The 14,625-nt window shown below is 65.3% G+C and carries 9 protein-coding genes and 1 pseudogene; 3 read left to right on the plus strand and 7 right to left on the minus strand.

Annotated features, from left to right (window positions below; translation table 11 throughout):
• Position 1 precedes the first annotated feature (1 nt).
• The gene (locus ABGN05_RS04695) at positions 2 to 949 is read right to left on the minus strand and encodes a carbohydrate kinase family protein (protein WP_367952816.1); all 948 of its coding nucleotides are present in this window, start codon (positions 947 to 949) and stop codon (positions 2 to 4) included.
• Positions 950 to 1,222: 273 nt separating this feature from the next.
• Here ABGN05_RS04695 and recA point away from each other — a divergent pair, with 273 nt between their 5' ends.
• The 3 genes from recA (at position 1,223) to ABGN05_RS04710 (ending at position 6,160) form a co-directional block, all read left to right on the plus strand.
• Positions 1,223 to 2,305: a recombinase RecA gene (gene recA, locus ABGN05_RS04700; RefSeq protein ID WP_367952817.1), complete on the plus strand. Its 1,083-nt coding sequence runs from the start codon at positions 1,223 to 1,225 to the stop codon at positions 2,303 to 2,305.
• A gap of 186 nt (positions 2,306 to 2,491) precedes the next feature.
• The gene (gene alaS, locus ABGN05_RS04705) at positions 2,492 to 5,155 is read left to right on the plus strand and encodes an alanine--tRNA ligase (RefSeq protein WP_367952818.1); all 2,664 of its coding nucleotides are present in this window, start codon (positions 2,492 to 2,494) and stop codon (positions 5,153 to 5,155) included.
• Positions 5,156 to 5,275: 120 nt separating this feature from the next.
• Positions 5,276 to 6,160 (plus strand): class I SAM-dependent methyltransferase, encoded by an 885-nt coding sequence (locus tag ABGN05_RS04710; RefSeq protein WP_367952819.1) that lies wholly within the window; start codon positions 5,276 to 5,278, stop codon positions 6,158 to 6,160.
• A gap of 217 nt (positions 6,161 to 6,377) precedes the next feature.
• Here the strand turns inward: ABGN05_RS04710 and ABGN05_RS04715 are convergent, their stop codons facing one another.
• From ABGN05_RS04715 to ABGN05_RS04740, 6 genes and pseudogenes are all read right to left on the minus strand, one after another.
• Positions 6,378 to 7,022 carry a glutathione S-transferase family protein gene (locus tag ABGN05_RS04715; RefSeq protein ID WP_367952820.1) on the minus strand — a complete coding sequence of 215 codons (645 nt, stop codon included), beginning with the start codon at positions 7,020 to 7,022 and terminating at the stop codon, positions 6,378 to 6,380.
• Positions 7,023 to 7,094: 72 nt separating this feature from the next.
• Positions 7,095 to 7,437: pseudogene (locus ABGN05_RS04720) on the minus strand (isocitrate/isopropylmalate family dehydrogenase); the annotation flags it as partial.
• A 296-nt stretch (positions 7,438 to 7,733) separates the two neighbouring features.
• Positions 7,734 to 8,450, minus strand: coding sequence for an aquaporin Z (aqpZ, locus tag ABGN05_RS04725; protein ID WP_367952821.1), 717 nt, complete (start codon positions 8,448 to 8,450; stop codon positions 7,734 to 7,736).
• A gap of 195 nt (positions 8,451 to 8,645) precedes the next feature.
• A complete protein-coding gene (locus tag ABGN05_RS04730; protein WP_367952822.1) occupies positions 8,646 to 9,290 on the minus strand; it encodes a glutathione S-transferase family protein in 645 nt (214 codons plus the stop codon).
• A gap of 4 nt (positions 9,291 to 9,294) precedes the next feature.
• Positions 9,295 to 10,506 carry an NADP-dependent isocitrate dehydrogenase gene (locus ABGN05_RS04735; RefSeq protein ID WP_367952823.1) on the minus strand — a complete coding sequence of 404 codons (1,212 nt, stop codon included), beginning with the start codon at positions 10,504 to 10,506 and terminating at the stop codon, positions 9,295 to 9,297.
• A 148-nt stretch (positions 10,507 to 10,654) separates the two neighbouring features.
• On the minus strand, positions 10,655 to 14,482 hold the full coding sequence (locus tag ABGN05_RS04740; RefSeq protein ID WP_367952824.1) for a CHAT domain-containing tetratricopeptide repeat protein: 3,828 nt from the start codon (positions 14,480 to 14,482) through the stop codon (positions 10,655 to 10,657).
• Between the last annotated feature and the right edge of the window lie 143 nt (positions 14,483 to 14,625).

Below are 14,625 nucleotides of genomic sequence, written 5' to 3' on the forward strand. Positions count from 1 at the left end.
CTCATGCCATCGCCCGCATCTCGGGAACAAGGGCGAGCGCGTCGGAAAAGGCGGGTTCGGAATGGTCCGGCACGGACTGCGCGGATTCGATGCAGAGCTTCGCGGCGGCGAGGCCGTGGCGGACGGCTTCGGGGAAGGGGACCCCGGACAGCATCGAAAGGATCGCCGTCCCCGCCAGCGCGTCGCCGGCTCCGGTCACGTCGACGATCCGGTCGGGTTCGGGCGGATCGATCGCATGGATCCGGTCGCCGTCATAGGCGATGATCGCACCCGCACCGGCCGTGACGACGGCGCGTTCCAGCCCGGCTCTGCGAAGATCGGCCACCATCGTCTCGGGACGCGCGTCGGAACGCCCGCCGGTCAGCGCTGCCGCTTCGCGCCGGTTGAGGAACAGGCAGGCGAGCGCCGGCAGGACCGGTTTCAGGCGCACCACCTTGGCCGGCGATATGGCGATGGCGAAGAGCGGCTTGCCGGCTGCCGCGCTCGCGAGCTTCGTCAGCGCCGCTTCCGGAAGGTTGGCGTCGCACAGGATCGCTCCGGCCTTGCCGACGGCATCGCGCGTCCGGCTGCGCGACAATTGTCTCGCGAACGCCATCTCGTAGAGCGTCATGTCGGCAAGCCCGGCCAGCAGTTCTCCCTCGCGGTCGAGAAGCGCCGTGTAGCTCGGCGTCGAGCGGTCGAGGAAGACCGCGGAAAGATCGTCAATGCCGGCCTCGGCGATGGCCCGTGCCACCGCCTCGCCCGCGCCGTCGCCGCCGCGCACCGAAAGAAGCGCCGCGTGTCCGCCGCGGCGCACGACGTTCCGCAACGCATTGAAGACCCCGCCGCCGACCTCCTCGCGCATGGTGCCAGGATTGGAGGCGCCGGGCACGAACATGCCGGACACCTGACCGCGCCGGTCGACATGTGCGCCGCCGATCCCAAGAAGGTGGATGTTACCCGGTGTCATGCGCGGCCGCCTCCGAAGGTGTTGGGACTCGTCGAGCGGCGGGCGCTGCATATTGTTCCGCGACGAATCGCCGGCCGCCCGCGCGCCTTTCCGAGGGCCAGTCTTGGTGGAACCGTCCCGAGGCGGAGGGATGAGAACATTAGACGAACCTATCGCGTATCACGTTGATTTCACTCGCTTCGCAGGGGCTTGCAGACAAGGAACAAAACGTGTACAAATAAATCCGTCCAGCCAAGCGCCCGGACTTCATTGACGATCAAGGGGTAATGTATCATGGCTCAGAACTCATTGCGGCTGGTTGAGGACAATTCGGTGGACAAATCCAAGGCTCTGGACGCGGCGCTGTCGCAGATCGAGCGTGCGTTCGGCAAGGGCTCGATCATGCGGCTCGGTCGCAACGAGCAGGTCGTCGAAATCGAGACGATCTCGACCGGCTCGCTCGGCCTCGACATCGCGCTCGGCGTGGGCGGTCTGCCCAGGGGGCGCATCATCGAGATCTACGGTCCCGAAAGCTCGGGCAAGACGACGCTGGCGCTGCACACGGTCGCCGAGGCGCAGAAGAAGGGCGGCATCTGCGCCTTCGTGGATGCCGAACATGCGCTCGATCCGGTTTACGCCCGCAAGCTCGGCGTCGATCTGGAAAACCTCCTGATCTCGCAGCCGGACACTGGCGAGCAGGCGCTGGAAATCTGCGACACGCTGGTTCGTTCCGGCGCCATCGATGTGCTGGTGGTCGATTCGGTCGCCGCTCTCACGCCGCGCGCCGAGATCGAGGGCGAGATGGGCGATTCGCTGCCCGGCTTGCAGGCGCGGCTGATGAGCCAGGCGCTGCGCAAGCTGACGGCGTCGATCTCGCGTTCGAACACCATGGTCATCTTCATCAACCAGATCCGCATGAAGATCGGCGTCATGTTCGGCTCGCCCGAGACGACCACGGGCGGCAACGCGCTCAAGTTCTACGCCTCGGTGCGCCTCGACATCCGCCGCATCGGCTCGGTCAAGGAGCGTGACGAGGTCACCGGCAACCAGACCCGCGTCAAGGTGGTGAAGAACAAGCTGGCGCCGCCCTTCAAGCAGGTCGAATTCGACATCATGTATGGCGAGGGTGTCTCCAAAACGGGCGAGCTCGTCGATCTCGGTGTGAAATCCGGCATCGTGGAAAAGTCGGGCGCCTGGTTCTCCTACAATTCCCAGCGCCTCGGACAGGGCCGCGAGAATGCCAAGCAGTTCCTGCGCGACAATCCGGAGACGGCGCGCGAGATCGAGACGGCGTTGCGACAGAATGCCGGGCTGATCGCCGAAAAGTTCCTCGATCACGGCTCCGAGGAGGAGGGCGGCGACGCGGCAGAGATGTAGGTTTCCGCCCGCACGAGCTTCCTGGATGCCGCCGGCCCTCGCGCCGGCGGTTTGCATTCGGCGGAGAGATCGACGGATTCCCGGACGCGGAGTTGCCGTGGTGTTTTCTGGACACTGACCCGGCCAGTGGATAAGAAGCCGTTCGGTCTGCCCGGACGGCTCCGGGTGTCTCTGGAAGGCTTTCTTATGAGCGGCGTCAACGCGATACGGTCGGCATTTCTCGACTATTTCAGGAAGAACGGACATGAGGTCGTCGCCTCGAGCCCGCTCGTCCCGCGCAACGATCCGACCCTGATGTTCACCAATGCCGGGATGGTTCAGTTCAAGAACGTCTTCACCGGCGTCGAGCAGCGCCCCTATTCTCGCGCAGTCACCTCGCAGAAATGCGTTCGGGCCGGCGGCAAGCACAACGACCTCGACAATGTCGGCTACACCGCGCGCCATCACACATTCTTCGAGATGCTCGGGAACTTCTCCTTCGGCGATTACTTCAAGGACGTCGCCATCGAGCTCGCCTGGAACCTGATCACCAAGGAGTTCGGCCTCGACCGAGACCGGCTCCTGGTGACGGTCTACCACACCGACGACGAGGCCGCCTCGCTCTGGAAGAGGATTGCGGGTCTGGGCGAGGATCGCATCATCCGTATCCCGACTTCGGACAATTTCTGGGCGATGGGCGATACGGGCCCGTGCGGGCCTTGCTCGGAAATCTTCTACGATCACGGCGAGGGCATCCCCGGCGGGCCTCCCGGAAGCCCCGATGAGGACGGCGATCGCTTCATCGAGATATGGAACCTCGTCTTCATGCAGTACGAGCAGGTGACGAAGGAAGAGCGTGTCGAGTTGCCGCGCCCTTCGATCGACACCGGCATGGGGCTCGAGCGCGTAGCGGCCGTGCTCCAGGGAGAGCACGACAACTACGACATCGACCTGTTCAAGGCGCTGATCCGCGCCTCCGTCGAAGCGACGGGCGTTGCGGCCGAAGGCAAGAATCGCGCGAGCCACCGTGTCATCGCCGACCATCTGCGCGCGTCCAGCTTCCTGATCGCCGACGGCGTTCTGCCGTCGAACGAGGGGCGCGGCTACGTGCTTCGCCGGATCATGCGCCGCGCCATGCGCCACGCACAGTTGCTCGGCGCCGCCGAGCCCCTGATGTGGCGGCTGGTGCCCGCGCTCGTGCGAGAGATGGGACAGGCCTACCCGGAACTGGTGCGCGGACAGGCGCTGATCACCGAGACGCTGCAGCTCGAGGAGAAGCGCTTCCGCACGACGCTCGCGCGCGGCCTCGGCCTCTTGGCGGACGCGACGGAAAGCCTGGGTGCGGGCGCCCGGCTCGACGGCGAGACGGCCTTTAAGCTCTACGACACCTACGGTTTTCCGCTCGACCTGACGCAGGACGCACTGCGCCAGCGCGGCATTTCGGTCGATGTCGAAGGCTTCAACGCCGCCATGGACCGCCAGAAGGCGGAAGCGCGTGCGAGCTGGGCCGGTTCCGGCGAGGCGGCGGCCGAGACCGTCTGGTTCGGCGTCAAGGACAAGGCAGGACCGACGGAGTTCCTCGGCTACGACACCGAGAGCGCGGAAGGTGTCGTCGCTGCCCTGGTGAAGGACGGCGCGGTCGTGGAAGCAGCCGGCGAAGGCGACGAGGTCGGCATCGTGGTCAACCAGACGCCGTTCTACGGCGAGTCGGGCGGCCAGGTGGGCGACACCGGTATCTTTTCGGGCGAGGGTTTCCGGGTGCGCATCACCGATACCCAGAAGAAGGCGGATGGGCTTTTCGTGCATTCTGGCGTGGTCGAGAAAGGCTCGATCAAGACGGGCGCGCCGGTCGAGATGAAGGTCGACCACGCGCGCCGCACCCGGCTGCGCATGAACCACTCGGCGACGCACCTGCTGCATGAGGCGCTGCGCGAGACACTCGGCACGCACATTGCCCAGAAGGGCTCGCTGGTCGCGCCGGACCGCCTGCGCTTCGACTTTTCGCACACCAAGGCGATCGCACCCGAGGACCTCGACCGCGTCGAGGCCGTCGCCAACGAGATCGTGTTCCAGAACAGCCCCGTGACCACGCGGCTGATGGCGGTCGACGATGCGATCGCGGAAGGCGCGATGGCGCTTTTCGGCGAAAAATACGGCGACGAGGTGCGCGTGGTCTCCATGGGCACGGCCACGCAGGGCGAAAAGACCGGCAAGATCTACTCGATCGAACTGTGCGGCGGCACGCATGTCGGCGCCACCGGCGAGATCGGGCTGGTCCGGGTGGTGGCGGAGAGCCCGGTGGCGGCCGGCGTGCGCCGCATCGAGGCTGTGACGGGCGAAGCCGCGCGGCGCCATCTCGACGAACAGGAGCGGCGCCTCAAGGCGATCGCGGCGGCGCTCAAGGTGTCGCCGGCCGACGCGCTGGCGCGCGTGGAGACGCTGGTCGAGGAGCGCCGCCGCATGGAGCGCGAACTCGCGGATGCGAAGAAGAAGCTCGCGCTCGGCGGAGGTCAGGCTGAGGCGGCCGGCGCGGCCGAAACCGTCGCGGGCGTGAACTTCCTCGGCCGCGTGGTCTCCGGCGTCTCGCCGAAGGACCTGAAGCCGCTCGCCGACGACGGCAAGAAATCGGTCGGATCCGGTGTCGTCGTGTTCATCGGACAGTCGGAAGACGGCAGGGCGAGCGCGGTGGTCGGGGTCACCGACGACCTGACGGACCGGTTCAGCGCGGTCGATCTCGTACGGGTCGCGTCCGAAGCGCTCGGCGGAAAGGGCGGCGGCGGTCGTCCCGACATGGCGCAAGCCGGCGGCCCGGACGGCTCGAAGGCTCAAGCCGCGATCGACGCGGTCAAGACGCGATTGGAGAAGGCTTAGCAGCGCACTTCTTCTGATAAGGTCGGGGTCCGATACCCTGCAGCGCCGCAGGCAGTTTGCGAGTAGCGTATCGGCGCCTGGCAGGTTCATCGTTCGAGCGAAGGCCAGAAGGGGGTTCATATGCACGATCTCACAGCAGAAGTCTTTGCATCGAAGCCGTGGAGTTCGCTTCCCGAGCTTGTCAGCCCGCCGAACATGCTCGCTCCCGTCGAAGTCAAGATGCTGTCCTGGCTCGCCGGGAACGTTCGCTTAGAAGGACGCAGCCTGGTCGATGCCGGCTCGTTCTTGGGCGGGTCGACATGTGCTCTGGCATCGGGAGCGGATCGGAACACGTCAACGTCCAAGAAGGACGGCATCATTCATGCCTACGACCTGTTTCGGGTTCAGCCCCTGCCTTTTGCGCGGAAGATCATGGGCGATCGACCGCTCGGGTCGTCCACTTTGGATGTCTTCGAAGAAAACATTGCTTCCTACCGGCACCTGATCACGATCCATGAAGGCGACTTCATGCAGGCAGCTCCGCCCGAAGAGCCGGTCGCGATCTTGTTCGTGGACATCGCCAAGACCTGGGAACTGAACGACAGGGTGGTCCGCGATTTCTTCCCCCTGCTGGTCGCCGGAGAATCCATTGTCGTTCAACAGGACCACAATGATCATTCGTGTCCCTGGGTGAACGTGACGATGGAGTACTACGCCGATCACTTCGAGTACGTCGCCGACGCCGCCTCGAGCCGATTGTTCCGCTACGTCCGGCATATTCCATCGGATGAACTGGTCGATATCGGGCTACTCCCCCTGGATGAGAAGATCGGACTGGCCGAGAGAGCGGCGGCGAGATCCAGGGATCGGGTGTCGGCGTTCCTCTCATCTGTTAGCGTGGCTTGGCTGTTGCGCGAGAAAAGCCAGCAAGCCGCAAACGAGTATCTTGATCGCCTCCGAGACGAACAACCATGGAAATCGGAGACCCGCTACGTGGACATGGTGCGCACGGCGATGCGATATTGAGTTCTCCGCGGCGCCAGCCTGCGGCGCAGACGCCATAGCGCGTATTCGGCGTGGTTTCGAACAGGCCGTTGCATCCGGAGGCCGGAGTTTTTCCGAGGGGGATGCTCCGACCGGCAAGGGTTCTTGGTCGACACCTTCTCGGGTGCCGATCGATACGCTCAGCCTGCGAAATCTCGGCGGCCGCACTCTCGGGGGGAACGAGCCCCACATCCATGGTTCACTCGTTCGTTTCCGTGCTGGCAAAGCTTGCCCGGGAATGAATTGCGTCCCACCAGTGGGCGAGCCCTTCGCATTCGGCGATCATGTCGCGACCCGTCGGCGCCTTCTGGAAGAAGGCGAACATCGGCGCGGCATGGAGGTCGGCCAACCTCAAACGGTCACCGAGAAGCCATCGCCCCGGCCTCTTGAAACTTTCCAGCGTCTCAAGGCAGGTTCGGGCGCGGGGCAGGGCGGTTGCCACTCTCGCGGCGTCGGTCGCGCCGCCGTCTCGGGGTTTCGACACGGTTTCCACGTAGATGTCCCAGACCAGCGTGCGGTAGGCGTAGGCGTCGAGCAGACTGACGATCTGGGTCATCACCGCGCGTTCGCGTACGTCCGCCGGCTGCAGCGCGGAGCCGGGAAATACCTCGTCGATATAGCGGGTAATCGCGGCGGTCTCGAACAGGCGGAAGCCGTCGTGCTCGAAAGCCGGGATCTTGCCGAAGGGGTGGCGCTCCCGATACCACTCCGGAATGCCTTCGGGCGAGAAGATATCGACCGGCACGAGCTCGTGGTCGACGCTCTTCTCGATCAGCGCCAGCCGCGCGATGCGCACGTAGACGCTGTAGGCGGCGCCGAAGAGGCGTGGCCTCTCCGCCGCCATTGCCTCAGGCCATCGCCGTTTGCAGGCTCTCGTCGATCTTGTCGAGGAAACCCGTGATCGAGAGCCATTGCTGGAACTCCTTCTCGTCGATGTCCTGGAAGATGTCCTTGTAGCCGCCGTAATGGGCTTTCAGGACGGTGTTCTTGGTCGAGAGATAGACCGGCCAGCCGCGCCGAAGGCCGTAGTTCAGCGAGGCGCGGGCGAAATCGCGGATCGAATCGTCGAGATTGTACATCGCCATGGCGACGCCCGAGCCCGGCGCGTCGAACACCTCGTGCTCGATCGTCTGGCCGTCCTCGCCGACGACCTTAATGGTCAGCTTGCCCTTGCCGGGAAAGCGGAAGTCGGTGGCGCGGTACTGGTCGCCGAAGGCGTGACGGCCCAAGATGATCGGCTCGGGCCAGTTCGGATCGAGGATCGACAGCACGTGGGTGACGCCGCGCGAGCCGTGGCGCTCGATTTCGTCGAGCCCGCATATGGTGAGGAGGGAAATCGAGAGGTCGTTCATCGGTGGGCCTTGCTCGCGGGCTTCGGGCTGGTCGCGTGTCGCCACGGCGATAGAACGGAACCCTGGCGATTTCAACGTCGCGGCGCACGCGCGACATCGCCGCGACGGGATCGTCGCGACGCCCCTTGCGCCTCCAACCTGCCTTGTGCGTGCCGAACGGCGGCGCGACCTGGAAGGCCGGCCGCCTGGCGGGAACCGTTTTCCTATTCGGCGGGCACGATGCCGGCAGGGTCTGCGCGGCTCTCGAAAAGTCCCTTCCACACCAGCGCACCCAATGCCGCGCCGGCGATCGGCGCGACCCAGAACAGCCAGAGCTGTCCGAGGGCGGCGGTCTCCGCGAACAGGGCCACGCCCGTCGAGCGAGCCGGGTTGACGGAGGTGTTGGTCACCGGAATCGACACGAGGTGGATCAGCGCGAGCGTCAGCCCGATCGAGATCGGAGCAAACCCCGCCGGCGCGCCGGGCGTGGTGACCGCCAGAATGATGAACAGGAAGAAGGCCGTCATCACCACTTCCATGAGAAGGGCGGCAAGGAGCGAATAGCCGCCGGGCGAAAGCGCTCCATAGCCGTTCGAGGCGAAGCCGCCGGCCGCGAAGTCCGCTTTCCCCGAAGCAATCACATAGAGCAGAAGGCCTGCGGTGGCTGCGGCCACCACCTGCGTGATGACGTAGCCTGCGAGATCCCCCGCCGGCATCCGCCCCGCGACGACCATCCCGACCGATACGGCCGGGTTGAAATGCCCGCCGGATATGGCGCCGACCGCATAGGCCATGGTCAAGACGGTGAGGCCGAAGGCGAGTGAGACCCCGAGCAGGCCGATTCCCACCTCCGGAAACGCCGCGGCAAGCACCGCGCTCCCGCATCCCCCAAAGACGAGCCAGAAAGTGCCGAGGAACTCGGCCGCAAGTTTCTTCTGCATGTTTGCTTCCCCGCAAGAATCCCCACGGAACATTTATCCGTTCCGAATCATGGTGTGAAGCAGAAATATTAGCGGCGCGGGAGGGGTGACTATTGTGATTGATGGTTATCCATCAACATCGGTTCGATGTTATTCTAGATATCACTAAATAATAAAGTATCAGGGCGGTACAGAGGTAGAGCGGGCGGGCGTCGCTCAATCTCCTTCGTTCGTCTTCATAAAGCTGTCGCGCGACCGGATACCTTCCCACCAAGAGCGCAGCCCTGGGCACGTCGCGAGCATGTCACGGCCTTCGGTTGCCTGGACGAAATACGCGAACATGGGCGCCGCGTGCAGATCCGCCAGCGTGAGTTGCTCGCCGAGAAGCCACGGACCCGGTCGCTCGAGACCTTCCAGCGTCTCGAGGCAAATTCGGGCGCGGGGCAGGGCGGCGGCCACTCTCGCGGCGTCGGTCGCGCCCCCGTCGCGGGGTTTCGACACGGTTTCCACATAGATGTCCCAGACCAGCGTACGGTAGGCGTAGGCGTCGAGCAGACTGACGATCTGGGTCATCATCGCGCGTTCGCGTACGTCCGCCGGCTGCAGCGCGGGGCCGGGAAATGCCTCGTCGACATAGCGGGTAATCGCGGCGGTCTCGAACAGGCGGAAGCCGTCGTGCTCGAAAGCCGGGATCTTGCCGAAGGGGTGGCGCTCCCGATACCACTCCGGAACGCCTTCGGGCGAGAAGATGTCGACCGGCACGAGCTCATGGTCGACGCCCTTCTCGATCAGCGCCAGCCGCGCGATGCGCACGTAGACGCTGTAGGCGGCGCCGAAGAGGCGTGGCCTCTCCGCCGCCATCGCCTCAGGCCATCGCCGTCTGAAGGTTCTCGTCGATCTTGTCGAGGAATCCGGTGGTCGACAGCCAGGGCTGGTCCGGCCCGATCAGCAGCGCCAGGTCCTTGGTCATGAAACCCGATTCCACGGTCTGGATGCAGACCTTCTCCAGTGTCTCGGCGAAGGTCGCGAGCGCTGCGTTGTCGTCGAGCTTGGCGCGATGGGCAAGCCCGCGCGTCCAGGCGAAGATCGAAGCGATCGGGTTGGTGGAGGTCTCTTCGCCCCTCTGGTGCTGGCGATAGTGGCGGGTCACCGTGCCGTGCGCGGCCTCGGCCTCGACCGTCTTGCCGTCGGGCGTCATCAGGACCGAGGTCATCAGGCCGAGCGAGCCGAAGCCCTGCGCCACCGTGTCGGACTGCACGTCGCCGTCGTAGTTCTTGCAGGCCCAGATGTAGCCGCCTGACCATTTCAGGCTCGCCGCCACCATGTCGTCGATCAGGCGGTGCTCGTAGGTGATCTTCTTCGCCTTGAAATCGGCCGCGAATTCCTTCTCGTAGATCTCCTGGAAGATGTCCTTGAAGCGGCCGTCATAGGCCTTGAGGATGGTGTTCTTGGTCGACAGGTAGACGGGCCAGCCGCGCAGCAGACCGTAGTTCAGCGAGGCGCGGGCAAAGTCGCGGATCGAATCGTCGAGATTGTACATCGCCATGGCGACGCCCGAACCCGGTGCGTCGAAGACCTCATGCTCGATCGTCTGGCCATCCTCGCCGACGAACTTGATGGTCAGCTTGCCCTTGCCGGGAAAGCGGAAGTCGGTGGCGCGGTACTGGTCGCCGAAGGCGTGACGGCCGACGACGATCGGCTTGGTCCAGCCGGGCACGAGGCGCGGCACGTTCTTCATGATGATCGGCTCGCGGAAGATGGTGCCGCCCAGGATGTTGCGGATCGTTCCGTTGGGCGAGCGCCACATCTTCTTGAGGCCGAACTCCTCGACGCGCGCCTCGTCGGGCGTGATCGTGGCGCATTTCACGCCCACGCCGTATTGCGCGATGGCGTTGGCGGCGTCGATCGTCACCTGGTCGTCGGTCGCGTCGCGGTGCTCCATGCCGAGGTCGTAATATTTGAGGTCGATGTCGAGATAGGGGTGGATCAGCTTGTCCTTGATGAACTGCCAGATGATGCGGGTCATCTCGTCGCCGTCGAGTTCGACGACGGGATTTTGCACCTTGATTTTCGACATCTGGGAAAGCCTCGCTTTGGGGGAGGCGGGACCGTTGAATGCCCCGCGATTGAACGGATGCGCGACCCTATAGCAAAGCGGAACATGGGGCGCAAACGTGGTCAACTCCGCCGAAAGTCGCCCTCGCGCGAGCGGCCGTGCACGGCCGCTAGAGCCAGTTTCCCATCAGGATGAAGGGCGACCAGAAGTAGGGGTGGCGGTGGTCGGCGGCGGCGGTGGGCGCCGAAACCGCAAGCGACTTGGCCCCGCGCTCGTCCGATGCCGAGACCGTTGCCTCGCCGCGCAGCATGGCGATCTGGGCGGCGCGAAGGGCGGCCGCCTTGTCGAGGCCGTCGCGAACGAAGCCGCGGTAGAAGTCCTGCATCAGCCGCGCGGTGGCTTCGTCGGCCACCGGCCAGAGCGTCGCCATCACGGCCGAGGCGCCGTTGCGCTGCGCCAGCGCGCCGAAGCTCTCCACCTCGCCGCCGTCGGAATCCCCGCCGCGCGCCGTCTGGCAGGCAGAGAGCGTCAGGAGATCGACGCCGCCGAACCTGAAATTGCGGCCTTTCCTTATCTCCGCCAGGTTGAGCGGCGAGCCGTCGCCGAGAAGCAGGAATGAATCCGTCTCCCGGCCCGGCACGAGCTTGAAGTGGCTGGCGATGTGGACGATCGCCGGCCGCGCCTTGAGCGCGGTGCTGAAGCTGTCGCGCGTGAAGGCGTCGTCGAGGCTGGCAGAGCCGGCAAGCGTGCCGGTGTCGAAGATCATTTGCATCTCCTGCGCGACGCCGGGCAGCGGCGAGAAGCCCGGATGCGCGGCGGTCACACCGAATCCGGCGCTCTTTTCAGGCTCGCGATCGGCCGCCTCGAACTCGGTCCTTGCTGCCGGCGTAAAAAGCGAAAGCGCGTAGTCCTCGATCAGGTAGTGCTCGCCGTCATAGAGCGCGGCGAAGGGCACGTAGCGCAGGAAGCCCTGCAGGTTGAGCATCAGCGTCCCGGCGCCGGTCTCATCGATCTCCGCGCGGATCGGCGCCACCAGCACGTCGTAGAGCGCCTTGAGCCGCGTCTGCGCCTCCGGCGAACGCTCCTCGATCGCGGTCAGCGCCTCGAAGATCAGTCTCGACAGTTCGGCGCGCGGGATGGCGATCTCGCGATGGATGGCGGCTTCCGGGACCGTGAGGAAGAGATGGGTGGTGTCCCCGAGGCTGGCCACCTGTAGCATCGCCGCGCGACCCTCGAATACACGCAGCTCGTCCTGCATGTCGGCCGTATAGGAGAGGTTGATCGCGTCGACCTCCCGCTGAATGTCCGAGGATTCCTCCGCCGAGTTCTCGAGGAAGGCGTCGACGTCGTCCATGAACTCGGAATAGGCGGTGTCGAGGACCTCTTCGAGCTGCTCCAGGCGTTCCTTGTCTTCGCCGCTCAGCCGGCCGGCGTTCTTGCGTTCCGTCAGCGCCGCGACTTCCGTGGCGGCGGCAATCGGACGCGACAGGAGCGTCTCTACCGATTCCTGAACCGTCTCCTCGCCATCCGTGAGCATGGCGCGGCTGTCGGACAGGTCCTCCGTCGCGTCGCGGCGGATGAAGTCGACGAACTCCTCCTCCTTCTCCATCGCCAGCACCGCCTGCGCTTCGCTCAGACGGCCTTCCGAGATGAGCAGCGAGGCAAGGTTCTCGTAGAGCCTGCGCCATTCCGTCTTGAAGTCCTGGATCTCCTCCTTGGAGAGTTCCTTGTTGTTGGCGCGCAGTTCCTGCTGGGCGTTCACCGCCTGTTTGGCGAAGAGGATGGCGCGGCGGGTGTCGCCCATCCCCTTGAACGCGTTGGACAGCGTCTCGAAGGCCCAGCGCTGCTCATCGAGCGTGGCACGGCGGTCCCGCATCATGCCCGACAGAGCCTGCATGCTGAGCCTCACAGCATCCTCGTTGCGCCCCCGGAGCTGGGCGAGGATGCCGAGATTGGTGTAGCCGATCGCGGTGAAGCGGTGGAGCGGCCCAAGAATGCGTTCGATGATGGCCGTCGACTGCTGGAACTCCCGCTCCGATCGTTCCAGGTCGCCGGTGAAGCGGCGTGCCCAGGCAGCGTTGTTGAGGGCCGAGGCGAAGTCTATCGTGTTCTCGCCGACGCTGGCTCGAACGCGCGACAATGCCTCGTCATAGGCCGCCAGCGAGCGTTCGTACTGTTTGGCGCCCTCGTAGACCTGGCCTTCCATGTTCCAGGTCTCGCCGACGCCCGCGCTCATGTCGCCTTCCAGCCGTATCCGCATGGCGCGCGCCTCGCGAATCGGGGCCAGCGCCGCCTCGTATCGGGAGAGCCTGATGCGGGCCTCCGCCAGCCGCAGGAGGCTGGAGGCGAGGAAGGCCGAATCGGGCTGCGATTCGCGCAACAGCGACACCTGCCGGCTGGCGATCCGCTCCGCCTGCGCGAAGCGTCCGAGCGACTGGGCGAGATTGGCGAAGTTGTCGAGCGCGACCGCGAGGTTCTGCGGGTCCGACTGCTCGGTGGTTTCCAGCCAGGAGAGGCTTTCTTCGAAGGCGGCGATCGCCTCGTCGTAGCGGCCGAGCGCGTTGAGCGAAATGCCGCGGCGGATCACGCTGGCTATGGCGCTCTGCCGGGTTTCCGGGTCGTGACGCACACCGAGGTCGATGGCCTCGTCGAGGAGCTTCAGGCTCACCTCATGCTCGCCGAGTGCCTGCAGGTTGAAGACCAGATTGTCGAGCGCGATCGCAAGCGCGAGCGAATCTGGCTGGTGGTTGCGCCGGATGGCAACCTCCTCGCGGCGCAGCGCGGCCCCGTCGTCGAAGCGCTGCTCGTTCGCGGCGATGAAGGCCAGTTGATCGAGCGTATCGGCCAATTTGACGGTGCCCGGCTCGGCGGCGCGGAGGTTGTCGATCTGCCTGGTGAGTGCGGCCTTTTCCGCGTCGGTGTCACCGTCTTCCCGGGCAATGCCCGCGATGTTGCCGTAGAGGGCGGCGATGTCGAGGCGATTTGGCTCGCTTGCCTGTTCGAGGCCGGAGACAGCGGTACGGTAGGCGGCGACCGCTTCCTTCTTCCGGAGGAGATAGTAGAGCGCAATGCCGCGCTCCCAGTGCAGCGAGGTCATCTGGGCATCGCCCGATCCCGACTTTCGGCGCAGTTCGATCGCCTCGTCCAGTGATCTCAGCTGATCCCCGTATTCGCCCGTGTCGCGTTGGCGCGACGCGAGATCGGCGAGCGCATCGGCGAGCCGCTCCGTGTCGGGTGCAAGGGTGCGCAAAAGCGTGACGCGTTCCCCGCTCCACGCAACGGCTTCGGAGGCCAGCTCCAGTCGGGACGCCAGGCCGATCATGTTGGAGAGCGTCGTGACGCGATTTTCCGCCGCCCCCCGCCGAACGTCCGCGTCATGGGACGAATCCAGTTCCCGGTACTTCGCCAGCGCCGCGCGGTACGCGGCCATGCCTTCCTCTGGCCTATCGAGCCGCACCAGCGCGGCGCCTTCGTCCAGATGGCTGCCCGCCATGCGCAGAAGAACGAATCCGGTCTGATCCGGCAGACTTGCGTAGACCGCGCGCGAACGCCTCGTGGCGAAGAGCATGGCTTCGGAATTTCCCGCTCCCGATTCCAGCCAGCTGAGGCGGGTCAGCGCATCGGCCAGGGCGAGACTGGACGGCTCATCCCGTTCCAGCGCCTGGATCTGCTCCTGGCGCGCCGACCGCGCTTCGTCGGTGCGTCCCAGAAGTTCGGCCGTGAAGGCGACTTCGCTCCAGTAGTAGCCGAGCAAAGGCCCGTCCGTTCCCGCTTCCTCGACGTAGCGGTCGACGGCGCGGCGGAAGACGCGCAGAGACTCCTCCGAACGCTCCTGGCTGCCTTCCTCGCGCAAGACCCTCGCGCGCAGAAACAGGGCGAAGGCATCCTCGGTTGCCGGACGGGTCGCGGTCTGGTTCGGCTGATCCTTTGCCGGCGAAGACTGCGGCATGCCTGCGAGGAACGCCGATAATGCCAGCGCGACGAAGTTCCGCTTCACGGTGCTCCCCCTTTCACCCATGCCAAACCAGTGCCAACCCATGCTGGACCGGCGCGTCACCGTCAACAGGCTAGACCAATTCGGCAAAACTTGGGAGCCGCTTGCTTTCGAGCACCGGCTGTTCGAAGTTTCGCGCGGGAGGA

This window comes from Aquibium pacificum, assembly GCF_040839445.1.
Taxonomy (GTDB): Bacteria; Pseudomonadota; Alphaproteobacteria; order Rhizobiales; family Rhizobiaceae; genus Aquibium; species Aquibium pacificus.